Here is a 23,851-nt window from a genome sequence, read left to right on the forward strand (position 1 = left end):
AAAAAGTTTCCAATCCGTACCAAGCGGACTAGATTTACAGACAAGACAGTCTATTGCGGGGTATTTGCGCCCCACCCAAGGAGGCACTTCCATGCAGCGTATAGCCATCATCGGGGAGGGGCCGTCCGCCCTATCCACCGCCGAAAAGCTTATCAGCGCTGGCATGTGTGTGGACCTCATTACTCAACGTACCGCACCATTCGGTCTACTTCGACGCTTTGCCGGCCTCGCGGGCGTGCTTGCCGACGCCGTCTCAGGATCCCACTGCGGCCCCGGCACCACTCCCCGGCTCCGTCTCATCGGCAACGTGCGCGTAGGGCCCGACGGCGATATCACCCATAACGAAATCCACCGCCTTTCTGCCGCTGGCGACCGCGATCTGCTCATTCTCGAGCTCAAGGCCCGCGGCGTGGCCGTCACCACTTGGGAAGGTTTGTGCACCCCCCTCGAAGACTTCGAGGATTGGAACAGTGTCATCACCCGCGCCCAGCTGGCGCATGTGGGGATTTAAAGGAAGACTCAGACTAGCGCCCCGCTCACCCTAGATATAAACTTGCACGGCTACCCAGCCACGGCAAGGAAAGGGGCGCGAGTCCATGGATCTGGTTCGCATTCTCATTACACGGTCGGCGCCGTATACGCCGTATTTCATCGCGGTACTTGTCCTGCAGGCCTTGTCAACAGCTGCCACGCTGTACCTCCCATCGCTGAATGCCAAGATCATTGATGAAGGCGTGGCCCAAGGCGATGTGGATTTCATTTGGCACACCGGTGGGATCATGCTTGCCGTTGCTTTTGCCCAAGTCATCACCGCCATTGGCGCCGTATGGTGCGGCAGCCGCACCGCCATGGGCGTAGGCAGAGATTTACGCAGCCAAGTTTTTCGCCACGTTAATTCCCTATCTACTGAGGACATGAGCCGCTTTGGCACGCCTACGCTTATCACCCGTGGCACCAATGACATCCAGCAGGTGCAAATGGTCTATATGATGATGCTCAACTTCATGGTGACCGCGCCTATCATGTCCATCGGCGGCATCATCATGGCCATGCGCGAAGACGCCGGGCTGTCCTGGCTGGTGTGGGTGTCCGTGGCAGTATTGCTCGGCACGATTTCCGTCATCATTGCCCGTCTCATGCCACTCTTTCGCATCATGCAGGACAAGCTGGATGCCATCAATGGCACCCTGCGCGAGCAAATTACCGGCATTCGCGTGGTGCGCGCCTTCGTGCGTGAGGCCTATGAAACCGAGCGATTTACCCAAGCCAATAAGGAAATTACCCGCCTGTCCCTGAACATTGGCCGCCTTTTCGTGGTGATGTTCCCGCTCATTACGGTGATCCTCAACGTGGCCACGGGCGCGGTGCTGTGGTTTGGCGGTCACCGCGTGGATGACGGGCTAGTCAACGTCGGCTCGCTCACGGCGTTCTTGCAATATTTGCTCCAGATCCTGGCCGCAGTCATGATGGGTACCTTCATGGCGATGATGCTGCCCCGCGCCATTATCTGTGCACGCCGCATTACCGAGGTCCTCAAAAACGAACCATCCATTACTCCGCCTAGCACTACAACTACCCCGGACACGGCCACGGGCACGGTGGAATTCCGCAACGTGGGCTTTTCCTATTCTGGTGCGGATGCGCCAGTGCTAGAAAATATTTCCTTTACCGCCCAGCCCGGCACCACTACGGCCATCATCGGTTCGACCGGCGCGGGCAAGACCACCCTCATTTCCCTTATCCCGCGCCTTTATGTCCCAACCGAGGGCCAAGTGCTTATCGACGCCACCCCTACCACCTCCCTGGCCCGCCAGGACATCGTCCAGCGCGTGTCCATCGTTCCACAAAAGGCCTACCTATTTAGCGGCACGGTGGCCTCCAACCTGCGTCTTGGTCGCCCAGAAGCTACCGATGAGGAGCTCTGGGAGGCGCTGCGCGTAGCCCAGGCGGATTTCGTGGAGGACCTAGACATGCCTATCGCTCAAGGTGGCACCAATGTCTCCGGCGGCCAACGCCAACGCCTATCCATCGCGCGCATGCTGGTCGCCCGCCCGCTGGTCTATCTCTTCGACGATTCCTTCTCTGCCCTTGATGTGGCTACCGATGCCAAGGTGCGCGCCGCAATGCAGGCTTCCTTCGCACAGCGTGAGCAACCGGTGACCAGCATAATCGTCGCCCAGCGCGTGGCCTCTATCCGCTATGCCGACCAGATCCTGGTACTGGATGCCGGCCGCATTGTTGACCGCGGCACGCACGAGGAGCTCCTTGGGCGTTGCGCCGTTTACCAAGAAATTGTTGATTCCCAAGAAACCGCCGCTGCTGCAGGAGGCGCGAACTAATGGCTGAAAATACCGCCTCCACCGCCGAGTCCACGGAGCACTCCACCGGCCCCATGGGCGAATCTGCTCCGCGCCAAGCTAAGAATTTTTGGCTCTCCATCAAGCGCCTCTTTTCCTTGCTTGCCCCATACAAGCGTCGCCTGTGGGCCGTAGCAGCGATGAATATTGTCTGTATCTTTTTGGCAGTTGTGGCACCCAAGGTCATGGGCAAGGCCATGGATGTCATCTTCGCCGGAGTTATCTCCCGTAACCTTCCCGCCGATATAACCGCCCAACAAGCTATCGATGGCATGCGTGCGCAAGGACAGGACCGCTTCGCAGACATGGCCTCCGCCATGGATTTCATCCCGGGCGAAGGCATTGACTTTCACCGCTTGGGTACGCTCATCATTGCCGTTATCGCAATGTATATCGTCTCTTCCGGCTTCCAATGGTGGCAGGGGGCCATTCTCAACAAAGTGAGCATGGATACCGTATTTGACCTGCGTGAGCGCGTTGAAGCGAAGGTGAACACGCTGCCGCTGAACTACTTTGATTCCCAGCAACGCGGCGATATCCTCTCGCGCACCACTAATGACATCGACAACGTACAGCAGGCCCTGCAGCAAGCACTCTCGCAACTGTTTTATAACGCGCTTTTGGTCATTGGCATCACCATCATGATGTTTAGTGTTTCCTGGCAGCTCGCGCTGGTTGCTCTCCTAGCTCTGCCGCTTACCGCACTAGTCATCGGGGTCATCGGCGGCCGCTCACAGCGCCAATTCAAAACGCAATGGCGCTCTACCGGACAGCTCAATGGCCAGGTAGAGGAATCCTTCTCCGGCCATGACCTTGCCATCGTCTTCGGCCGCACAGAAGCAATGACGGAGGAATTTGATAAGCGCAACGAAGAGCTTTACCGCTCCGCGGCAAAAGCACAATTCCTCTCCGGCAGCATGATGCCAATCATGCAGTTCCTGTCCTATCTGTCCTACGTTGCCATCGCGGTCTTGGGTGGCCTGCGCGTGGCTAATGGCCACATGACTTTGGGCGCAGCCACTGCTTTCATCCAGTATTCTCGCGAGTTCAACCAGCCGCTGGGCCAGCTTGGTGGCATGATGCAGCAGGTCCAATCCGGCGTGGCCTCGGCCGAACGCGTCTTTGAGCTTCTCGACGCCGAAGAACAAGCCCCTGACACCACCGACGAGGACCTCCCCGGCCGCGCCCGCGGACTCGTTGAGTTCCAAGACGTTGGTTTCTCCTACTCGGAGGATAAAGAACTCATCACCGGCCTCAACCTGCGCGTGGAGCCCGGCCAGACCGCGGCCATTGTCGGCCCCACCGGAGCCGGAAAAACAACCTTGGTCAACCTGCTGATGCGCTTTTATGAATTAGACGGCGGTCAGATTCTCATTGACGGGCACGATATCGCCCGCATGCCCCGCCAGACGCTGCGCTCCCAGGTGGGCATGGTGCTCCAGGACGCCGTGCTTTTCAAAGGGTCGATCATGGACAACATTCGCTACGGCCGCTTGGACGCGACGGATGAGGAAGTCATCGCCGCAGCTAAAGCGACTTATGTGGACCGCTTCGTCCACGCGCTGCCCGAGGGCTACGACACCATTATCGATCAAGACGGCGGCGCCATCTCGGCCGGCGAGCGCCAGCTCATCACCATTGCCCGCGCGTTTTTGGCCCAGCCCGCGCTGCTCATTCTCGACGAAGCCACCTCTTCGGTCGATACCCGCACTGAGGTACTCGTCCAAGAAGCGATGAACGCACTGCGCGCAGATCGCACCTCCTTCGTCATCGCCCACCGCCTGTCTACTATTCGCGATGCCGATCTCATCCTCGTCATGGAAAACGGCACCATCGTTGAACAGGGCTCGCACGACGATCTGCTCAATGCCCAGGGGGCGTACTGGCGCCTGCATCAATCCCAGTTCGCCCAAGGCTAAAGGCTGCGAGCTGCTACCCGCCTATATTCAATTGAACTCGGGGAGCGTTGAACTTATGGCCGGTGAGGTTCACCAGCTCCATGGTGACGTCCTCGAGCGCAATGTGATCCATGAGGGGGTCAGGAATGTTAGCGTCCGGAACTGAGTGTGGCTTGGGCACCCCCAGTTGGTCGAGCACATCGTTGACGTTTTCGGCCCCTAGATCAATGTCCACCGGAATTGTTGGCGTATTTTCAACAGCAGGGGTGGCCCTCAGTCCCGAAGCGAGAACCGTGACCGGACCATCCGTCACGGTTGTCTCGGCGTCGCCAGTAGTCAATTTTCCCTGCCCCGTAGCGCCAGGAAGAGTCAAAGAAAGTCCGCGTGCCACCAACTTGTCACCCACGAGTTTCAAGGCTCGCTCTTCACCATTCACGGAAGTCACAGTCACAAGCGAAGCGCGTACGTTGCCAGTCAGTGTGACCTTGTCTGCGGTGACGATGCTGTGCTCCGACTGGGCTAAGGCCAAAGCTTCTTGGGCACTGGATTCCTCCGGGTCGCTTACGGCGCACACAACTGCTGCGGAGCACACCACAACGGCCGCGCTAGTCTTTAGAGCAAGCGACGAATGGGACAACAACTGTTTGAAAGATTGGGTGCCCATACTCAGCCCTTTACCCTTCCCCGTTCTCTAGGCTGCCAAGCAAAGGTGAGTGCGCCGCCGATTATCCCCAAGAGCGAGCCGATAACAAACCCTCCAATATTGGAGGTCGGCAAAGCAACGATTGCAACTAGAATTCCCAGCACGCCAACGTAGGTTGCCGTTTCCTGCCTAAACCAAGCCCCTAAACCAAACATGATAAGTAGGGCACCGATGAGCAGGGTAGAAACACCGGAAACGGTAGAGATCATCACCAGTAGATCCGAAATATGGATCGTTATATAGGCAGGGGCGGCGATAACTACCCCGGAAAGAATTAATAAAAGCCCGCCAGCGAAAGGACGCTTTTTCCGCCAAATTTTAAAGCGCTCCCACCTTCCACGCTTTTCCTCGCCAAGATTTCCTTCTTCCACGGTCTCTTCTTGCAATCCAGATTGGACATCACTGTCAGAGACCTTGTCTTTGTCCTCTACCACCGGCATGCTGAGGGTTTCTTCTTGCGAAGAACTAGCAGCCATTCTCGTGTCCTCTCTTTACATCCACGTTTACGCCCTTTGCAGAAAGCTTTTCAGCCCCCACGGAGGTGGTGCGGATGTCATCTGCGCTCAATACCACCTTTTCGGAGTTCAGTCCCCACGCGCCAGGTGCTGCGCGATCATTTACTTGGTGCGCATCAATACCCACGTTGGCATTGGTCAGATCTAGTTGACCCTTGATGTCCGTTGCCCCAACCAGCAGGTTTCGCACCTCAACACTGTTATCACCTTCGGCTCGCAACGCAAGAGTGGTCTCGCCGACGCCAGGAACGTCTGGAATCGTCGCCGACAAGCAAAGATTTGAAGCCAAGGCATGCTCGAACTTCAAACGCGCTGCAGGAACTGTTTCCTTAGCCATATCGTCCTTGTCCACAAAGATAGACAGCCCCTCGCCTTCCAAGTGACTCATGGAGACTTTAAAAAAAGTACCTGAAAGGGCCAGGTTTGCAGTCAAACCACCTTGCGCTACCGCAAATCCGGTTACACCAAAAGCCGCCAACCCAGCAGTCAGCGCCACCGCAAATTTTGGAATGCTTATTCTGCCCATGAAGGGACCTTTCTCTAACAAAAATAACCTATGCAGAGCTAAGGCTTCCCGCCGCTCTCGCTGCTCTGAAGATCTCCATTGTGCCAAGAAGCCACGTGACCATTAAGACAATCACACAGCTAGCTCAAAATTGCCTTTACTAGTAATTTTTCACATTCTAACACAAACTGAGACTTGGAGCACAATCTTGCGCTCCCAATTGCATAACTCACCAAATCATCTAATAAATAGGCACACCCTTCGCTTTCGGAACTTTGAAACGGAAGCGAGATCGGTCGCAATAAACCCCCAGCCCGGAAGAGCACACCCCCACAGGTCTCGTCCACCCCAATAACATGCCCCTCGGTACCAGTTTGTGCTTCACGCAACATGGAACCCTCTGTGTGTGATACGCTACACAACATTCCATAGTTAACATTTAGAGAGGGCTTTCCAATGTCTAACTTGCCTGATTCCAAAAATTCTCCTGAAATTAGTGAATCTAGCCAGGACACTGCTAACAACGAATCTAAGCGCAAGCTGCGCCGTACCCCATTAGGTCCTGACTCCTTGCTTTGGAAATGGGGCTCAGACAACCGCCTACAGCTCTTGCGCGGGTACACCGGAATTTTGCAGAATATGCACCCGGCCATCGGACAATCACTGCTCGACCACTCCAAGTTTTTTGACGAGCCCTTCGCACGCCTTCAACGCTCCACACCGCAAATCATTCAGTCCATCTACGACGATGGAGACTTAGCCGAGCGCATCCGCGATTATCACGTGACTATCAAAGGAACCCTGCAAAGCGGCGAGCGATACCACTCCCTCAATCCGGAAACTTACTGGTGGGCTCACGCCACCTTTGTCTATCGCGTTATTTATGCACAGGATCTATTTGGCACGCCTTTCACCAAGGCTGAGCGCGATCAACTGGTCCGCGAAGGCGTGACGTGGTGGGATAAGTACGGCATGTCTGAGCGCCCAGTCATTGACAACTATGACGATCTCGTCGCCTATATGGATGACATGGTTGAAAACGTGCTTGAGCGCAACGAGACGGTCGACTTCGCGCTGCGCACAGCTCGTGTAGAACCAGTCAAGGCCCCCGATGGTGTCCCGCCTCGGTTGTGGAAAATTATCTGGAAGCCGATCATGCGCAGCACTATCTGGCTCACTATTGGCACCCTGCCAGAAAAGTATCGCCGGATTCTAGATCTGGAATGGACCTCGCGAGACCAAAAGCGCTTCGATCGCATAGCTAAGGCTATTCGAAAGGTTTTCACTCTCCTCCCCGAGGACAAGCGCTTCATGGAACCGGGCCGCTCACTAATGATCAAAAACGGCATGATCGAGGGCAAATACAAGGAGCCTAAGACCATTCAGGCCTACCAGCCCAAGAATGAAGCCGCCGAGGCTTCCGATACGGCTAAACCGAATGCCGAAGGCGATTCTAATGACGCAGTTGCAGCGCGCCGCGCTGCAGGCTGCCCGTTCTAATTCATCCACACCGGGTTCGTGAGCAGACCAGCTCACGAACCTTTAGCTTTCTGGAGTAGCTTTTCATGCCATTACCACACCGCCTGGAAGAACGACCCTTACCTCAGGACCTTTTATCGGAGCTGCAGCAACTATCTACAAACTTCGCTACCGGCTCCTTAGATAGCAGTGAACACCATGCCGTTAACTCGCCGCTCTTTGATGAAGAACTTGGCTGGGTTGGAACGGGAACCGACGCAGATGTTGATGAAGCCTTTCTGCGTGCCCGCAAAGCTCAAAAAGGTTGGGCAGAACTTGACGTCAAAGACCGAGTGAAGATTTTCCGGCGATTCCACCGCCTTGTGGGAAAGCACCGAGAACTCCTTGCGGATTTCATCCAGCTAGAAACTGGCAAGGATCGCACCGCTGCATACGACGAGGTGCTCGACGTACTTAACAATGCACGCTACTACGCCAATATTGCCCCTAAACTGCTACCAGCTGCTAAGCGGCCAGGAGCATTCCCCCTGATCACCAGCACTTCTTTACAAAGGATTCCCAAGGGAATCGTAGGCCAGATAAGCCCTTGGAACTACCCTCTCGCCCTTGGGATTTCTGATGCCATTGCTGCCCTAATTGCAGGAAACGCAGTGGTAGCGAAACCAGATTGGTCCACGCCCTTTTCAAATCTCATTTCTCTCCGCCTACTCCAAGAGGCGGGTCTTCCCCATGATGTTCTACAAATCGTCACGGGCTCTGGGGAAGTTGTAGGTGGTGCCATCTCACAGAAGTGCGATTACCTCATGTTCACAGGCTCTACCCAAACCGGCAAGATTTTAGGAAAAACGGTGGGTGAGCGGCTCGTAGGGTACTCCGCTGAACTTGGCGGTAAAAACCCGATGATTATTGCTCCCGATGCAGACATCGAAAAGCATATTGACACCATAGCCACGGCCTGCTTTTCCAATTCTGGACAACTCTGTGTATCCATCGAGCGAATATATGTTCCTGAGTCCATCTATGATGAATTCTTAAGAGCCTTTCAAAGAGCCACGGAATCCATCGTCTTAGGCAAGGGACTGAATTGGGGTTACACTATGGGCTCTTTGATCGGTCCGGAGCAACTGGACCGAGTGCAAGGATTGGTTGATGATGCAAGAGCAAAAGGGGCAACTGTCCTTACAGGCGGAAAGCCCCGACCAGACATCGGTCCATATCATTTCGAACCCACTGTTCTGACCAATGTGGGCGCGGACATCAAATTGGCAACCCAGGAAGTCTTTGGACCAGTAGTTTTTGTCCAACGAGTTCGTGACATCGATGAGGCAATTTTCCTGGCAAATGAAACCTCGTATGGACTAAACGCATCCGTGTTTGGCAAGCCGGAGACTGCGCGCGACATCGCAGAACGAATAGACGCCGGAGGTGTCACCATTAATGACGGTTACGCCGCGACGTGGGCATCAATTTCTACCCCACTGGGAGGAGTAAAAGAATCCGGTGTAGCTCGCCGCCATGGTGAAGAAGGCCTGACAAAGTACACAGAGGCCAAGAACATTTCCGCCCAGCGAATTATGCCGATGCGAGGTCCGCGGTGGCTACCACGTCGGTTCTACGGCAGCCTTATGACCGCCGCCCTTCGCCTAGGTAGGTTTCTCCGTTTTCTTCCCTAGCCTCCCAAGACATCACACAACTACCCGATTTGTGTACTGCGCTTCACATGGCCAATAAATGTGTGTATCATCACATATCATCCCGCGATAGTTTTAACCCCCCCAAATCCACTACTCGATACGAAAGGTTCCGCACCCTACCGTTGCAACCTCGAAAGGAACAGTAATGTTCAAGCCCTACCGCCGACCAACCGTTGCCGTGGTTGGAGCCGGGGTGACAGGATGCGCTGCCGCCTCTGAGTGCGCATTCGCCGGATTCGACACGACACTTTTTGATAAGAACTCGGAGATCGGAGGTCAGTTCACCTCGCCTAATGCGCCAAGGGTCTCTCGGTCTTTTCATTTTCGCACCCCGTACCTTCGACTGACCAGAACCGATGGGTCACCGGCGTCGATTTCGCAGCACCTCGAAGCTGCCGTCGAAGCGAGCGGTGCCATATTCCGCGGCTCGACAGAGGTAACGGCAGCAGAATTCGATGCTGAAGAAGGTCACTGGACCGTTTCCTACAGTGGAGAATCGGGACTTGAATCCCGATCTTTTGATGTTCTTATCCGAGCTACCGGAGAAAGTTCACCATGGATTTCAGTTCCAGGACGGCCGCATACCAAGATCGATGACTTATATCTTCATCACGGAATTGAGGTACTGGGGCTTCCCAATACTTTATTCGTTGATGGGCCAGTGCCACAGGATTCTTACTTGAAGCGGCATCCACTCGCAGCAGTAGAAGCGCGCGCTGATCACTGCCGTCGATATGTACGCCAATTGGAGATTCGCGGTCCAGGCGCACTGACTGTAAAGCACGATAAGTGGCTAGTTCAGCCGGGTACCGTCCGCGGCATACGAACTACCCTTGCAGGATTCGACGCCGACGCGCACGCATTTACAACTGCTAGCAACTATGACGCCCAGACCGTCTCTTCCACTACCTAACAGCGCAATAAAGCTACCGCCCTCAAGGAGGCATGATGACTAACCTGAGCAATCCCACCAGCACTACTTTCGTTGACTCCACGGCCCATCCAAGCCAGCCGGAACTCCCAGAGCTTGGTCCAGATTCTTTACTGTGGCAGCGTTTTGGTGATTGGCGTTCCGCTTTCGTCGCTCTGTCCGCCGGACTTCTCCAAATTGCACACCGCGACATTAGCCGTTCCCTGGTCCAGCACTCCAATGTCTTTGACAATGAGGTAGCCCGCTTGGTCCGCTCTGCGTTCCCAATTATTCGAACAGTTTATGAGGGCCCAGAAGTTGGCATCATGATTCGTGATTTTCACAAAGACATTAAGGGAACTCACCCCGATGGAAGTCGCTACCACCCTCTAAACCCTGAGGTCTATTACTGGGCGCACGCCACTTTCGCTGCTATGCCATATGCCTTGGCGGGCAATTTCATGAACCCTCTGAGCAGCGAGGAGCGCGAGCGTTTATTCCAGGAGACTCGGACTTGGTACAGCTTCTATGGCGTCGCTGAACCCGATGATGCACCTAAGTCATATGCCGAGTATGAAAAATACATGGATCGCATGATCGATGAGCTCTCAATAAGCGAAACCATTGAGCGTTCTCGCATTATCAATGGGTTGACACTAGACAGCCCTGATCCCAAAGTCCCTAACTGGCTGTGGCGCCCTATTTCTCCATATGCTTCACGCCTCTTGTTGTGGGTAGCTATCGGTCTCATTCCTGACAAGCTGCGAAACAAACTGGGTTGGGAGTGGACTAAGAAGGACGCGCGCAGGCTCAAGCTTTTCTCTCGCAGCGTCAGAGTCGCATTCTCAGTACTGCCCCGAAAGCTGCGTATGGTGCCTATCGCTTCTCGTGCGTTCGATCGCGCAGAGGCTGAGGGCGGCTTTCGTTATTAGGACGTCACGCCTCCGCACTGAATGCAGACTCTCTGATTTCCAGCCCTAGGCTTTAAGGTAGAGAGAAACGTGGAGCATCAGTTTTAAAGGAGCACGCATGACCACCGTGTTCGGTTGGATCGCTATAGCCGCATCGATTCCGGTGTGGTTGTACTTTTTCACCCGCGTATGGGCCCTCTTCAAGTTCATCCGCTCGGGCGGGCCTACCCAGCTCAAACGCACCGACAATATAGGCAAGCGTTTATGGCGCGTGATTGCAGAGGTCTTTGGCCACTCCCATTTCAAGGGAAAACCTCTGGTCAATGCCGCCCACTGGCTGGTGATGGTGGGCTTCCTTTTCGGCATCCTGGTGTGGTTCGAGGCCTATATCCAAACCTTCGCACCGAATAAGGGCTGGCCGTGGCTCAGCCACTGGCCGGTCTACCACTTTGTGGAAGAAGTCTTGGGCATCGCGACGGTGCTCGGCATTGGCTTCCTCATCGGTGTGCGCCTCAAGCTCGGCGATACCGAGCGTGGCAGCCGCTTCTTCAACTCCCAGACCGCCTCCGCACGCTGGGTAGAGTTCATCGTCTTTTCCGAGGGCCTCGGCATGATCTTGGTGAAGTCCACCAAGATCGCCACCTACGGCGGCGGTTCCGCCTGGGCGGATTTCTTGAGTATCCACTTGGCCAAGCTCTTCCCCGAGTCACCGGCCCTGGTGAGCTTCTTCGCCCTGTTCAAGCTGCTGTCCGGCATGCTGTTTATCGTCTTTATCTCCCGCAATTTCCAGTGGGGCGTCATGTGGCACCGCTTCACCAGCTTTTTCAATATTTTCTTCCAACGCAATGCCACCGGTGAAAAGGCACTGCAGTCCTTGCCCACCCCGGATTTGGAAGAGGACATCACACCAGGCAGCTGGAAGATGCTGCTGGATTCCACTTCATGTACCGAGTGTGGTCGCTGCCAGGAGCTATGCCCAGCCTGGAATACCGAGAAGCCACTGAGCCCCAAAAAGCTCATGATGGACCTGCGCCAGGGAGCGCTGGATAACTACAACCCGCACGAGGGCTTGGATGTACTGTCCATGGCCGGCGTTATCGATGATGATGTGCTGTGGTCTTGTACCAACTGTGGTGCGTGCGTGGATCAGTGTCCTACCGATATTGAGCACATCGACCACATCGCAGACCTGCGCCGCTTCAAGGTGCTCGCTGAATCTGACTTCCCATCTGAGCTCACCGGCCTATTCAAGAACATGGAAAACAAGGGCAACCCGTGGGGCCGGAATAATTCTGAGCGCCGCGCCTGGATCGATGAGGCCCGCGCCGATGGCATCGACGTGCCCATCATCGGTGAGGACGAGGCCGATTTCTCCGATATGGAATACCTGCTCTGGGTGGGCTGCGCCGGCGCCTATGATGACGACGGCCGCCGCACCACCCGTGCGGTCGTAGACCTGCTGCATACCGCGGGCGTGAAGTTTGGTGTCCTCTCCACCGGCGAGACCTGTACGGGCGATCCTGCCCGCCGCGCTGGCAACGAGTTCCTTTTCCAGATGATGGCGCAGCAAAACGTGGAGACCCTCAACAACGCCTTCGACGGCGTACCGGAGGGCCAGCGCAAGATCATCACCACTTGCCCGCACTGCTTTAACACCATCCGCAACGAGTACCCAGACTTTGACGGGCATTTCGACGTCTTCCACCACACCCAGCTGCTCAACCGCCTGGTACGCGAAAGCCTGCTCAAGCCGGTGCCGCGTACGCCGGAAAACCGCAAGCCGATTACCTACCACGACCCTTGCTTCCTCGGCCGCCACAACAAGGTCTTCGATCCCCCACGCGAGCTGCTCGAGGCCACCGGCGTGGAACTGCGCGAGATGGACAAGAACCGCGACGAGGCCTTCTGCTGTGGCGCCGGCGGTGCCCGCATGTTCATGGAAGAAAAGCTTGGCACCCGCATCAATGACTTCCGCACCGAACAGGCTTTGGAAACCGGCGCGGAAGAAATTGCCACCGGCTGCCCCTTCTGTAATGTCATGATGACCGGCGGCGTGAAGTCCTTGGCGCAGGATTCTGCCCCCACCACCAAGGTCAATGACGTGGCAGTTATGCTGCGCAATTCCATTTCCCTCGACAAGACCGGCACCCTGCCTGAGCCCCACCCCAAGGCCTTCCTTGCCACTCCGGTGCGCCACCAGAAGTCCACCGGCACCAATGATGCCCCGCTTGCCGACGCTCCTAACGCTCCCGCCCCCTCCGCCTCGGCCCCGGCAGCTCCCAGCGCACCCGCGGCACCAAGCGCGCCCGCCGCCCCTGCGGCACCGGCTGCGCCTGCGCCAAGTGCACCTTCTACTCCATCAGCGCCAACGCCTCCAGCTGCACCGCAAACTCCCCAAGCACCGGCAGCTCCCGCAGCACCGACCGCGCCTACCCCACCGAGTGTCCCGGCAGCACCTGCACCACAAGCACCAGCCGCTCCAACACCACCAAGCGCTCCAACGCCGCCGAACGCACCCGCAGCGCCCGCGGCACCTGCTGCGCCTGCACCAAGTGCACCTTCTGCTCCATCAGCACCGACAACGCCAGCTGCACCGCAAGCTCCCCAAGCACCGGCAACTCCCGCAGCACCGACCGCGCCTACCCCACCGAGTGCCCCAGCAGCACCTGCACCGAAAGCACCAGCCGCTCCAACACCGCCGAACGCACCCGCGGCACCGGCAGCTCCAAGCGCACCGGCTGCGCCTGCACCAAGTGCACCTTCTGCTCCGTCGGCACCGACGCCACCTGCAGCCCCGAAGCCCACACAAGCTGCGCCGCCGGCTCCGCCTGCAGCTCCGGCACCGCCGGCGTCGGAAAGCGCGCCACAGCCGCCTGAATCTGAGTAGGCGCGCAGGGGCATGGGTGCGTACGCTGTAGTCCATGCATTTTAATGCGGGACTCCCCACCGATGCCCTACTGCTAGCAGCAGGCGCGACCGAAAATACACACTCCCTCGTCTCCTTCGCTTGGATCATGGCCGCGGCCCTGCTGGCGCCGCTGGTCTCCTATATGTTGGGCCACCGTCTTCCATCGGTAGCCCTCTTGCTGATTTTCGGCATGATTATTGGCCCTTCGGTGCTTGAACTAGCCGCCGAGGACGAAGGCATCGAAATGCTCAAGGAGCTCGGCGTGGGAGCGTTATTTCTCCTCGCGGGCTTTGAAATTCAAATCTCCACCCTCAAAACAAAGGAAGCCGGAACGGCGTTATCCACTTGGGCAATCTGTGCCCTCGCCTGTGGAGTGGGCGCCTACTTCCTAGTAGATAACGTGCCAGGAGCCATCGTGGTCGCCTTGGCACTGACCTCAACGGCGCTGGGCACGCTCACGCCGATGCTGAAGCAGGACCGCATTCTGGGCACCAAGGTGGGCAACTCTGTGATGATTCACGGTGCCATTGGTGAGGTCGCCCCCATTACCGCAATGGCACTATTGCTGGGTACTCGTTCCACGCTGACGACGATGATCATTTTGTTGTTCTTCATCATCATCGCCGTTGCCGTCGCCATCATGCCGGCGGCTATCGCATCAACGATCCCTTGGGTAAAGACCGCTTTTATCTCTGGTGCGGGCTCAACCAACCAAACGATTCTGCGTCTTATCATCCTTATTCTGGCCATTCTTATGGCCGTTACCGCAGTCTTTGAACTCGATATTGTGCTCGGTGCTTTTGCTGCCGGCATCATTTTGAACCGTATTATCCCGGATGAATTCCACCGCCGCCTAGAACACCGCCTCGATGTGGTGTTTTATTCGATGCTTATTCCGGTCTTCTTTGTGGTCTCTGGCATGAGCATTAGCTGGGATACCATCGCTCATAATCCGTGGAAGGTACTGGGCATTCCGGCTCTCATCTTAGTGACGCGTGGCCTGCCCGTCTTCTTGCGCGAGAATGTTGGGCATACCGGATCTGATATTGAAACCTTCCGCGAGCGCCTCCAAGTAGGTTTGTATTCCGCTACCGGTCTGCCAATCATCGTGGCGGTAACGTCCCTGGCGGTCAATTCCGGAATCATGGAGGCCGAGAATGCCTCGATCTTCGTCTCCGGTGGAGCGCTTACCGTCGCCCTCTTCCCATTCTTAGCCAGCCTGGTGGGCGGAAACCAGCAAGAAAAGAAGGACGAGAAGACCCCTGACGCTGAATCCAAGGAACTATAGGCTGCGTTCGCTGAGAGCACGTCCCTGGAAGGGCAGAATTTTCCTAGACTGGAAAACGTGAGTAATAACTTTGGTTCTTCCCCTGTCAATCGGACTCTGCGCCTGTCCGATTCCGAGCGCAACGATGCCATCAATGACCTCGCCCGCGCCGTGGGTGAAGGCCGGTTAACCATGGAGGAGTTCGAGGACCGCTCGGACGATGTCATGCGCGCCAGCACCCACCAAGACCTCGTGCCCGTCTTCCAAGACATTCCGGCGCGTGGTTCCCACGAGGTCAAGATCTATTCTCGGGGAGAAGTCACGCGCGCCCATAATGCAGGCAAGAAACCGAAGTTTGCGACTGCTCTCTCCGGCTCTGTGGTGCTTGCAGTAGCAAGCCCCACGCTGATCTTCTTGAGCGCTACCATGAGCAACCCATGGCTACTGTTAGGTGGCGTCACGGCAGCCGCACTCATCCCTATCCTGTGGATCATGCTCTACGTCGCCAAGGTCGGCCCCTCCTCGTGGCACGCCCCATCCGTGCGCCAGGTTGAGCGGCAGCAGCTGCGCGAGATTCGCGCTCTCACGGCGCATGAGCGCGCGCAGCAAAAAATGATCGAGGAAAAGATGTGGGCCGATCGCCGTATGCAAGCTGGCGAAATTACCGGCCAAGCCATGGATCTGGCCAAGCGGAAGTTCAGCGAGTGGAGTAAAAAATAGTCATCGCCGGTGTTGAAGCATTTTGTGCAGCTGTGAATCGTGGCACAATATTCCCATGACTTCTCCCAAACACCGCATCTTTGACCAATCCGACAAACTCAAGGGCGTCGCGTATGACATCCGCGGCGAGGTCTCTGCGGAAGCGGAACGCATGGAGCTCGATGGTCACACCATCTTGAAACTCAACACCGGTAACCCGGCCGTCTTCGGCTTCGAAGCACCCGATGTCATCATGCGCGATATGATCGCCGCCCTGCCTACTTCCCAGGGCTATTCCACCTCCAAAGGAATCATTCCTGCCCGTCGATCCATCGTTACCCGCTACGAGCTGGAGGATTTCCCACCCTTCGATATCAACGATGTCTTCTTGGGCAATGGCGTCTCCGAGCTCATCAGCATGACCACTCAAGCGCTGCTTAATAACGGCGATGAGGTTCTCATCCCGGCACCGGATTATCCATTGTGGACCGCTGCTACGTCCCTGGCAGGTGGCACCCCAGTGCATTACCTGTGTGATGAGGAGGATGATTGGAATCCATCCATCGAGGACATCGAGTCCAAGATTACGGATAAGACCAAAGCCATCGTGGTCATTAACCCGAATAACCCAACGGGTGCGGTCTACTCGCGCGAAGTACTGCAGAAGATTGTCAGCATCGCCCGCGAGCATAACCTGCTCATCTTGGCCGATGAGATCTATGACCGCATTCTTTATGACGGCGCGCAGCACATCTCCATCGCTTCCCTAGCCCCTGACCTACTCACCATCACATTTAACGGTCTCTCCAAGGCCTACCGCGTGTGCGGCTACCGCGCCGGCTGGATGGTACTTACCGGCCCTAAGCACCACGCCCGTGGCTTCATCGAAGGCCTTGAGCTTCTGGCCGGAACTCGCCTGTGCCCGAACGTACCGGCGCAGCACGCTATCCAGGTGGCGCTGGGTGGCCGGCAGTCCATCTTTGAGCTCACCGGTACCGGCGGGCGTCTTTTACGCCAGCGCAATATCGCCTACGAGAAGCTCAATGAGATTCCCGGCGTTTCCGCGGTAAAACCCATGGGCTCGCTCTACCTCTTCCCGCGCCTGGATCCGAATGTGTATGAAATCCATGATGATGCCAAGCTCATGCTGGATATTTTGAAGGCGGAAAAGATCCTCATGGTTCAGGGAACCGGCTTCAACTGGCCGAACCCAGATCACTTCCGCGTAGTCACGCTGCCGTGGGCATCCCAGATCGAAAACGCCATTGAGCGCCTTGGCAACTTCCTGGTGAGCTATAAGCAGTAGCTTTCTTCCCCGCCAGTTGCTAATGATAGTAATAATCCATAACAATATGGTGCATGGGAAGACATTCTGCGGCACCTAAGCCTCAGCCGACTCGAAGTTCATGGGGTCGGCTCTCTACTTCGTTAGCTCACCATCCTTGGCGCTTAGCCTTGCTCGGCGTGCTCGTCATAGCTCTTATAGCCACCATTGCGGGCATGGCATTGCTGTGGCCTACTAGCCCAGCCAGCGAGCACACCTCCACCGATTTTCAGCAAACCTACGCCCTCAACCACCCACAGGTCGAAGGCACGGTCGACACGACAGACCACTCGGCTTGCCAATCGGAACTTACTGGGCAGGCCTTCGATAAGCCACCGCTCATTCCAGGGTCTGAAGAAGTGCAGTGCGACCGCGCCTTGGTCAATATCACCTCCGGCGAGGACGAAGGACGCATGACCCAACTGGTCACCTACGGAAATGCCGGCGATCCGCAGCTTAAACCGGGCGACAAAATTGTTCTTTCTAAGGCAGATGACCCTTCCGGCGCTGTGTCCTATGCTTTTGCTGATTATCAACGCACCGGAAGCCTAGCTCTGTGGGCGGTTATCGTCGCCGTCGTCATTATCGCTTTTGCGGCGTGGCATGGCGTACGCGCCCTTATCGGCTTAGCGCTCAGCCTAGGCGTGATCTTTGCGTTCCTCGTCCCCGCTCTTATCGACGCCCATAATCCCCTGTGGTCCGCCCTTGTAGCCTGCTCTGCCATCATTCTGCTGGCCGTTCCTCTCGTCCACGGCATGAATTGGAAATCGGCATCGGCGGTGGGTGGTTCCCTCACCGCTCTCATTCTCGCAGCGGTGCTGGCATGGGCCACTATCGATGGTTCGCAGTTGCAGGGCTACAGTTCTGAGGACAACCTCAAGCTACTTCTTTATATGCCTGATGTATCCATCGTGGGCGTGCTCTTGTGCGGCTTTGTAGTTGGCGCCTTGGGCAGCCTTGCCGACGCCGCCGTGGCCCAAGCATCCACCATTACCGAACTCCACGAAGCGGATCCTGATGCCCGCCCTACACAGCTTTTCCTCTCCGCAATGAAGGTGGGCCGCGACCATATTGCCTCCATGGTCTATACGTTGATTCTCACTTATACCGGCGCGGCCTTGCCGCTGCTTATGCTGATTACCGCAGCAGAACGGCCTGCCGAACAGATTCTGAGCAGCGATCTCGTTGCAACGGAACTGCTGCGTTCCGGAGTGGGCGCGATGGCATTGACCCTCGCGGTTCCCATCACCACGGCCATTGCAGCTTTCACGGTGCCAAAGCGTACAAAAGCTTAAGCCTAAGCAAAAGGCTGAGCCAGCATCGACGCTGCTCAGCCTCTACTTTTAGCCCGTCCGAATCCGCCTAGAGGGTGCGGCCCAAGGCCTCAACCTTCCAGCCTGCCTGCTGCCAATCCGCGACAGGCAGCACATTGCGACCATCGATAATGTGCTTATTGTCCACCAGCTGGCCCGCTTGCTGCGGATCCAATTCCTTGAATTGCTTCCACTCGGTAGCCAAAATCACCAGCTCGGCCTCGCGCAGGGCGTCATCAGTGTCTGCGGCGTAATCCAAGGTGGGGAATACCTTTTTGGCGTTGTCCATGCCCTCTGGGTCATAGACGGTTACTGCCGCACCGGCCAAGGACAAGGAACCGGCCACGGAAAGGGCGGGCGAATCGCGCACGTCATCGGAATTTGGCTTAAACGCGCAGCCCAGCACGGTCACGCGGTGACCAAGCAGAGAACCATTGAAGGCTTCCTTGGCAAGGTCTACCACGCGGTCGCGGCGGCGCATATTGATAGCGTCTACCTCGCGCAGGAAGGTCAGCGCCTGGTCGGCGCCAAGTTCGCCGGCGCGGGCCATGAAGGCGCGAATATCCTTGGGCAAGCAACCGCCACCAAAGCCGAGACCGGCGCCTAAGAACTTGCGGCCGATGCGTTCGTCGAGCCCAATGGCGTCGGCAAGCGCGGTCACGTCCGCGCCCGCAATCTCGCAGATTTCGGAGACTGCGTTGATAAAGGAAATCTTGGTGGCTAGAAATGCGTTAGCGGAGACTTTGACCAGCTCCGCGGTCTGCCAGTCCGTGACAATAAATGGGGTGTCTTGCGAGAGCGGCTGGGCATAGACTTCACGCGCGACCTCTTCAGCTCGACTTTCATTGTTGGTTTCACCAACGCCGAGCACGATGCGGTCTGGGGTGATGGTGTCCTTGACGGCATAGCCCTCGCGCAGGAACTCCGGGTTCCAGGCAATTTCCACGGTGGTGCCTTCTGGGGCAAGCTCATTGGCTAGTTCCTGGAGTTCCGCGGCGGTGCCGACCGGGACGGTAGATTTACCGAAGATGATGTGATCGCCCTTGAGCTTGGGCACCAAGTCCGTAATAACGGCCTTAACGTAGGTCATATCCGCCGCGTAGGAACCACGGCGCTGCGGAGTTCCGACGCCCAAAAAGTGCAGATTGCCGAACTCGGCTGCTTCTTCGTAGTCCGTGCTGAAATCGAGGCGTCCGGCCTCGATATTGCGCTCGAGAACCTCCGGCAGGCCCGGTTCATAGAACGGAACCTTGCCCGATTTAAGAGCGGAAATCTTATTTTCATCTACGTCCACGCCTAGTACTTCGTGGCCGAGCTCGGCCATGCACGCAGCATGGGTTGCACCCAGGTATCCGGTGCCGATTACAGTCATACGCATAAGGCCTTATCTTAAAGGCCTTATGTGAATACCGGTTTAAGCCTATCGAAAATTCAGGTAAGACTTCGATGGCGTCGGGCCACGCTGGCCTTGGTACTTCGACCCCAGCGAACCCGTGCCATAAGGGCTTTCAGCTGCTGAAGTCATCTTGAAAATCGCCAGCTGTCCCACCTTCATGCCCGGCCACAGGGCAATGGGCAGGTTGGCTGTATTAGAAAGCTCGAGCGTAATGTGACCGGAAAAGCCTGGGTCAATAAAGCCCGCGGTGGAGTGGGTCAACAATCCTAAGCGGCCGAGCGAAGACTTGCCCTCCAAGCGGCCAGCCAAGTTCGCAGGCAGGGTGAACTTTTCCAACGTAGCACCGAGGACGAACTCGCCTGGGTGCAGGATGAAGGACTGATCTTCTTCTACCTCCACCAAGGTGGTGAGATCCGGCATTTCCTCTTTGGGGTCAATATGCGTATACCGCGAGTTATTGAAGACGCGGAAATATTTATCCAGGCGCACGTCTACCGAGGAGGGCTGGATAAGCTCGCTGTCGAAGGGCTCGATGCCCAATTCTTCGGCGTCAATGGCGGAACGGATATCACGATCTGAAAGAAGCACGGCCCCAATTCTACTCATGCCGAAGGCCAAGGTGTATAGTAGGCCGGAGCGCACCAGCGCGCAGTGCCGACGTAGTTTAATGGTAGAACTGCAGCTTCCCAAGCTGCTAGCGCGGGTTCGATTCCCGTCGTCGGCTCCAATTTTCGGGGGGAATTTTCTTGCTAGTCTGTGGCGCTTAACCACTGGGCAAGTTCTTTTTGTGCCCGCTCTACCCCTCCTGGATAGTGCGCCTCTAGTTCTGCGGCGGCCGGCTTCAAGAATCTCTCCACAAGCTCGGCCATATCACGCTGAGGCACGGTGCCACGGATATTATCCAGCGGGGCACGGAACGTCACTCCCAGGTCAGTCCGGAGCTGATATCCGCGCCAATCTTCGCTGTAAACGCGCAGCTCTGCCCCGCGCAGGTTCGATTCGATAACCACATTGCCAAAGATGAGCGTTGTCAGAGTTCTCTCTTCCATGGCTCCGAGCCTACTAGCCGCAGCGGACGATGGGCTGCGGGTCGTAGACCGTGGTGGTGGTCTCGCGGGAGAGCTCTTTGCCGCCGAGGTCCTTGATGATGCGGGTATCAGACGTCGTAAAGCCTGGCGCACCAGAGGAAGGCGAGCAGTCGCTGCCTGGCACAGACATCGGCTGTGGGTCGGTATTGGCCCAGCGGCCATTGTTCACAGACTCAACGTCAACGGTCTTGGTGCCCTTCAAACGCACGGTAATCTTGCCGCCCCCGAAGTCGGTCTCAATGCGGACCGGGGTGTTGAAGGTATTGGTGAACTGCAGGTCGATGGCGCCTTCGTAAACGGTGGCCTCGCGGCCGGCGGGGTAGCGCGAAATATAGTACGAGTGCGGGGTGTGGGCGGTATCTTCCATGCCCGCAAAGTAGGCAGCGTTGTACAAGGTAGTGGCGAATTGGGAGATGCCACCGCCGACGGCGGAACCGGAGTGGCCATCAATAATGATGCCGGATTCCACATAGCCCTGAGCAGTGCCGCGCGGGCCGGTGTAGCCGTTGAGCGAGAAGGTCTCGCCCGGGTTGACCACGGCACCGTTGACCTGCTGGGCTACCAGCTCGATGTTCTTGCCCGAGGCAGCCGAGTAGCCCTCGGTGGTGAACTCACCGACGGTATCGTTGAAGGTCGCCTTCTTGGCATCTTCGGTGGTGAACTTGGCTGGGTCCGGCTTATAGGTTGCGTCCCACTCGCGGTCATCGCCGGTCACGCGCTTGTCAAAATCCTTCATGGTCGGTTCCCAGTCGATGATTTCGCCATCTTCGGACGGGGTGACCTGCTTGTCATTGCCGTTGAAGGAAATCTTGGCATTCACCCCGGGCACATCGGCGCCCTCAGAGCGCTCCGCCAACAGCTCCTGCGCGCGGTTGGTATCCACGGCGAGCTTGAGCTTGCCGTCCTTCTTTTCAATGCTGGTGAATTGGGAGATTTCCGGCTTATTCAGGGTAGCCGTGACATTATTTTTAGCCTTCAAGGTAATCGGATTATCCAGCGCCTTAGCGGCGTCGCCGGTGCGCATGGCCTCGATGGCCGCATCATTGATGGCCGGTTCTACCTCTTCTGGGTCCACGTCCACGCCCTCGGAATCGAGCCAGTTTTCTGTGACCGCGTTGTGCAAGGAGCCGGCGTCCACGGTTTGGCCAAGCTTCGGGTCGGTGACCTTGAGCTCGCCGTTGTTAAGCTCCAACATGCCATCGACAGGGTCGGTGGAAAGGTTTTTCTTCACCCGCTCCAAGGCAGGCTGCAGCTGGGCTTCATCTACGTTGGTCTCTACCGGAATATCCCGGGTGGAACGGAAGAAGCTATAAAGGCGGGTGAAAGGGTTGAGGGAAGGCTCCTCAATATTGTCCACGGCCCGCTGGTTGTCCAAGGCAAGGCCCGATTCGGAGGGGACGAGTTCCGTGTGGAGGTCACCGGAGGTAACGGTCACGGGCTCGGTTTCTACGCCCGCGAGCTCATCTTCGAGCTTCTCCACGGCGGCGGTGCGATCCATGGCGGAGATGTCCACGCCGTTGACGGAAACGGCGCGCGGAATCTTGTCCTGGTTTGCCGCGACATCCCAGGCATAAGCAATACCCGCGATCAGGACAAGGCCGACAAATACACCGAGCGCGATGAGCCAGCCTTTAGCACCGTTTTTTCCTTCTGCCTTTTTCACGCCTTAAAGGTTAACGGTTTTAGTGGTATTTTTCCTAGTCCTGTGCGGCCTCGGGTGCAACGTCGGCCGGTGGAACGCTGACATGGCGGGCCGCGTCCTCGAGACGCTCGCGCGGCAGGCGCCCCTCGTCCACGGCACCGACAACGGCATCGATTACCGCATTGATATCGCCCTCGGTGGACCACAGGGGCATATCGGCACCGGCATTGAGGGAGGTCACGACGGCGTCGGCAAGCGGGAGCGAATCCGCAATCGCCTTCATGCCACCGATGTCATCGGTGTAAATAGGGCCGTCGTACTGCAGGGTCTCGCGAGCCAAGCCATAAGCCTCCGGCAGCATAGAAGCAGGAGTCTGGCCATCGCCCAAACCGGGCACGGCGAGGTGGCCCATCATGAGCGCGGCATTCGGCGCTTGAGGGAGGGCGGTTTTAAAAGGAATGAACTCGTGTCCCTCCAGCTCTTCCAGCGGCGGGGTAACGGCCTCGGCCAGGTGGGTATCGCCAGAAGCACGGCCGTGTCCCGGGAAATGCTTGAATACGGCCTTGACCCCAGCGGAATCCAACCCGCGGGCAAAGGCGGCGCCGTATTCACCCGCCTGTGCGGGGTCGGTGGAAAAGGACCGATCGCCCACCACCTCTAGGCCATTGCCATCGACGTCGAGCACCGGCGCAAAGTCCACGTTGATGCCATGAGCCTTGAGAGTGGTACCAATCTCGTGCGCGAGCTGTTCCACCTCTTGCGGGGAACGCTCGGCTGCCATTTGTTGCGGTGCGGGATACTCGCCCAAGATCTCTGAGAAACGCTGCACGCGCCCGCCTTCAAAATCGATGGAGACTTCAAAGTCGCGGCCTACCTCTTGGCGCAGGGCATTAATATCGCGGCCCTCTTCCTGCAGCAGGTTGGGATCCGCCCAGCTGGGAATAAAGATTCCGCCCACGCCAGCATCCAGTTTGGCCTTAGCATCGTCGTAATTGGTGACCGGGGGCATCAACACAGAGGCGGCCATGGCGCGGATGTCCTGCTGCGGGGCTGCTTCCTGCGAAGTCTCTTCTTGCGTCTCTTGCGTCGCGGCCGGTGAGCTCGATGCCGCTGGGGTTGTGGAGTCCTGACTCTCGGCGTCCTCCTGAGGGGAGGTGGAGCAGGCGCCCAAGGCCGTCACGAGGGCAAGGCTGGCGAGAATGCGCGGAGTTTTCATGCCTTCCAGTGTGCAATATTCCTCGC

At 57.1% G+C, this 23,851-nt stretch carries 20 protein-coding genes and 1 tRNA gene; 13 read left to right on the forward strand and 8 right to left on the reverse strand.

The annotated features are described in order from the left end of the window. Positions 1-91: 91 nt before the first annotated feature. The 3 genes from QP904_RS02830 to QP904_RS02840 all read left to right on the forward strand — a co-directional run bounded on the left by QP904_RS02830 (position 92) and on the right by QP904_RS02840 (position 4,276). Positions 92-511 carry a methylenetetrahydrofolate--tRNA-(uracil-5-)-methyltransferase gene (locus QP904_RS02830; RefSeq protein WP_200288571.1) on the forward strand — a complete coding sequence of 140 codons (420 nt, stop codon included), beginning with the start codon at positions 92-94 and terminating at the stop codon, positions 509-511. Positions 512-596: 85 nt separating this feature from the next. Beyond that, on the forward strand, positions 597-2,339 hold the full coding sequence (locus QP904_RS02835) for an ABC transporter ATP-binding protein (protein WP_284835502.1): 1,743 nt from the start codon (positions 597-599) through the stop codon (positions 2,337-2,339). Beyond that, entirely contained in the window at positions 2,339-4,276 is a 1,938-nt protein-coding gene (locus QP904_RS02840) for an ABC transporter ATP-binding protein (protein ID WP_284835503.1), read from the forward strand. The genes QP904_RS02835 and QP904_RS02840 overlap by 1 nt, the downstream gene beginning before the upstream one ends. A 13-nt stretch (positions 4,277-4,289) precedes the next feature. Here QP904_RS02840 and QP904_RS02845 read toward each other — a convergent pair whose 3' ends face one another. From QP904_RS02845 to QP904_RS02855, 3 genes are read right to left on the reverse strand one after another with little or no spacing between them, the layout of a single operon-like run. Continuing rightward, entirely contained in the window at positions 4,290-4,919 is a 630-nt protein-coding gene (locus QP904_RS02845; protein ID WP_284835504.1) for a hypothetical protein, read from the reverse strand. A 2-nt stretch (positions 4,920-4,921) separates the two neighbouring features. Continuing rightward, positions 4,922-5,398: a DUF6114 domain-containing protein gene (locus tag QP904_RS02850; RefSeq protein WP_248100028.1), complete on the reverse strand. Its 477-nt coding sequence runs from the start codon at positions 5,396-5,398 to the stop codon at positions 4,922-4,924. Between the two features lie 25 nt (positions 5,399-5,423). Continuing rightward, positions 5,424-5,999, reverse strand: coding sequence for a DUF6230 family protein (locus QP904_RS02855; protein WP_023020029.1), 576 nt, complete (start codon positions 5,997-5,999; stop codon positions 5,424-5,426). A 435-nt stretch (positions 6,000-6,434) separates the two neighbouring features. Here QP904_RS02855 and QP904_RS02860 point away from each other — a divergent pair, with 435 nt between their 5' ends. The 9 genes from QP904_RS02860 (at position 6,435) to QP904_RS02895 (ending at position 18,465) form a co-directional block, all read left to right on the forward strand. After that, entirely contained in the window at positions 6,435-7,478 is a 1,044-nt protein-coding gene (locus QP904_RS02860; RefSeq protein ID WP_284835505.1) for an oxygenase MpaB family protein, read from the forward strand. 65 nt (positions 7,479-7,543) lie between these two features. Then, positions 7,544-9,130 carry a succinic semialdehyde dehydrogenase gene (locus QP904_RS02865; protein WP_248100022.1) on the forward strand — a complete coding sequence of 529 codons (1,587 nt, stop codon included), beginning with the start codon at positions 7,544-7,546 and terminating at the stop codon, positions 9,128-9,130. A gap of 166 nt (positions 9,131-9,296) precedes the next feature. Beyond that, a complete protein-coding gene (locus tag QP904_RS11775) occupies positions 9,297-10,064 on the forward strand; it encodes an FAD-dependent oxidoreductase (protein ID WP_396130025.1) in 768 nt (255 codons plus the stop codon). A 32-nt stretch (positions 10,065-10,096) separates the two neighbouring features. Beyond that, a complete protein-coding gene (locus QP904_RS02870) occupies positions 10,097-10,993 on the forward strand; it encodes an oxygenase MpaB family protein (protein ID WP_051138306.1) in 897 nt (298 codons plus the stop codon). Between the two features lie 97 nt (positions 10,994-11,090). After that, positions 11,091-13,859 carry a (Fe-S)-binding protein gene (locus QP904_RS02875; RefSeq protein ID WP_023020034.1) on the forward strand — a complete coding sequence of 923 codons (2,769 nt, stop codon included), beginning with the start codon at positions 11,091-11,093 and terminating at the stop codon, positions 13,857-13,859. A 34-nt stretch (positions 13,860-13,893) separates the two neighbouring features. Beyond that, positions 13,894-15,168 carry a cation:proton antiporter gene (locus QP904_RS02880; RefSeq protein WP_284835506.1) on the forward strand — a complete coding sequence of 425 codons (1,275 nt, stop codon included), beginning with the start codon at positions 13,894-13,896 and terminating at the stop codon, positions 15,166-15,168. Positions 15,169-15,264: 96 nt separating this feature from the next. After that, on the forward strand, positions 15,265-15,867 hold the full coding sequence (locus tag QP904_RS02885; protein WP_034656035.1) for a DUF1707 SHOCT-like domain-containing protein: 603 nt from the start codon (positions 15,265-15,267) through the stop codon (positions 15,865-15,867). Positions 15,868-15,922: 55 nt separating this feature from the next. After that, positions 15,923-17,152: a pyridoxal phosphate-dependent aminotransferase gene (locus tag QP904_RS02890; RefSeq protein WP_023020037.1), complete on the forward strand. Its 1,230-nt coding sequence runs from the start codon at positions 15,923-15,925 to the stop codon at positions 17,150-17,152. Between the two features lie 149 nt (positions 17,153-17,301). Continuing rightward, positions 17,302-18,465, forward strand: coding sequence for a YibE/F family protein (locus QP904_RS02895; RefSeq protein ID WP_248100018.1), 1,164 nt, complete (start codon positions 17,302-17,304; stop codon positions 18,463-18,465). A gap of 67 nt (positions 18,466-18,532) precedes the next feature. Here the strand turns inward: QP904_RS02895 and QP904_RS02900 are convergent, their stop codons facing one another. Both QP904_RS02900 and dcd read right to left on the reverse strand, forming a co-directional pair. Then, positions 18,533-19,861, reverse strand: a complete 1,329-nt coding sequence (locus tag QP904_RS02900) for a UDP-glucose dehydrogenase family protein (protein ID WP_284835507.1) — start codon at positions 19,859-19,861, stop codon at positions 18,533-18,535. A 42-nt stretch (positions 19,862-19,903) separates the two neighbouring features. Further along, on the reverse strand, positions 19,904-20,467 hold the full coding sequence (gene dcd / locus QP904_RS02905) for a dCTP deaminase (protein ID WP_034656041.1): 564 nt from the start codon (positions 20,465-20,467) through the stop codon (positions 19,904-19,906). 65 nt (positions 20,468-20,532) lie between these two features. Here dcd and QP904_RS02910 point away from each other — a divergent pair. Next, positions 20,533-20,606 (forward strand) — tRNA-Gly (locus tag QP904_RS02910). A gap of 22 nt (positions 20,607-20,628) precedes the next feature. On the opposite strand, the gene QP904_RS02915 is transcribed toward QP904_RS02910, so the two are convergent. The 3 genes from QP904_RS02915 to QP904_RS02925 are packed head-to-tail and all read right to left on the reverse strand — an operon-like array spanning position 20,629 to position 23,825. Next, positions 20,629-20,928, reverse strand: a complete 300-nt coding sequence (locus tag QP904_RS02915) for a hypothetical protein (RefSeq protein ID WP_239206591.1) — start codon at positions 20,926-20,928, stop codon at positions 20,629-20,631. 13 nt (positions 20,929-20,941) lie between these two features. Further along, the gene (locus tag QP904_RS02920) at positions 20,942-22,630 is read right to left on the reverse strand and encodes a VanW family protein (protein ID WP_284835508.1); all 1,689 of its coding nucleotides are present in this window, start codon (positions 22,628-22,630) and stop codon (positions 20,942-20,944) included. A gap of 34 nt (positions 22,631-22,664) precedes the next feature. After that, entirely contained in the window at positions 22,665-23,825 is a 1,161-nt protein-coding gene (locus tag QP904_RS02925) for a glycoside hydrolase family 3 N-terminal domain-containing protein (RefSeq protein WP_284835509.1), read from the reverse strand. Positions 23,826-23,851: the final 26 nt, after the last annotated feature.

The sequence above is a fragment of the Corynebacterium nasorum genome, assembly GCF_030229765.1.
In the GTDB taxonomy this organism is placed as follows: Bacteria; Actinomycetota; Actinomycetes; order Mycobacteriales; family Mycobacteriaceae; genus Corynebacterium; species Corynebacterium kefirresidentii.

Excerpts from the sequence above, each read along its gene's own strand:
- QP904_RS02855 (WP_023020029.1), bottom strand. The coding sequence starts at position 5,999 with ATGGGCAGAATAAGCATTCCAAAATTTGCGGTGGCGCTGACTGCTGGG.
- QP904_RS02880 (WP_284835506.1), top strand. The coding sequence starts at position 13,894 with ATGCATTTTAATGCGGGACTCCCCACCGATGCCCTACTGCTAGCAGCA.
- QP904_RS02865 (WP_248100022.1), top strand. The coding sequence starts at position 7,544 with ATGCCATTACCACACCGCCTGGAAGAACGACCCTTACCTCAGGACCTT.
- QP904_RS02835 (WP_284835502.1), top strand. The coding sequence starts at position 597 with ATGGATCTGGTTCGCATTCTCATTACACGGTCGGCGCCGTATACGCCG.
- QP904_RS02845 (WP_284835504.1), bottom strand. The coding sequence starts at position 4,919 with ATGGGCACCCAATCTTTCAAACAGTTGTTGTCCCATTCGTCGCTTGCT.
- QP904_RS02915 (WP_239206591.1), bottom strand. The coding sequence starts at position 20,928 with ATGGAAGAGAGAACTCTGACAACGCTCATCTTTGGCAATGTGGTTATC.
- QP904_RS02850 (WP_248100028.1), bottom strand. The coding sequence starts at position 5,398 with ATGCCGGTGGTAGAGGACAAAGACAAGGTCTCTGACAGTGATGTCCAA.
- QP904_RS02840 (WP_284835503.1), top strand. The coding sequence starts at position 2,339 with ATGGCTGAAAATACCGCCTCCACCGCCGAGTCCACGGAGCACTCCACC.
- QP904_RS02900 (WP_284835507.1), bottom strand. The coding sequence starts at position 19,861 with ATGCGTATGACTGTAATCGGCACCGGATACCTGGGTGCAACCCATGCT.
- QP904_RS02870 (WP_051138306.1), top strand. The coding sequence starts at position 10,097 with ATGATGACTAACCTGAGCAATCCCACCAGCACTACTTTCGTTGACTCC.
- QP904_RS02860 (WP_284835505.1), top strand. The coding sequence starts at position 6,435 with ATGTCTAACTTGCCTGATTCCAAAAATTCTCCTGAAATTAGTGAATCT.
- QP904_RS02875 (WP_023020034.1), top strand. The coding sequence starts at position 11,091 with ATGACCACCGTGTTCGGTTGGATCGCTATAGCCGCATCGATTCCGGTG.
- QP904_RS02890 (WP_023020037.1), top strand. The coding sequence starts at position 15,923 with ATGACTTCTCCCAAACACCGCATCTTTGACCAATCCGACAAACTCAAG.
- QP904_RS02830 (WP_200288571.1), top strand. The coding sequence starts at position 92 with ATGCAGCGTATAGCCATCATCGGGGAGGGGCCGTCCGCCCTATCCACC.
- QP904_RS11775 (WP_396130025.1), top strand. The coding sequence starts at position 9,297 with ATGTTCAAGCCCTACCGCCGACCAACCGTTGCCGTGGTTGGAGCCGGG.
- QP904_RS02925 (WP_284835509.1), bottom strand. The coding sequence starts at position 23,825 with ATGAAAACTCCGCGCATTCTCGCCAGCCTTGCCCTCGTGACGGCCTTG.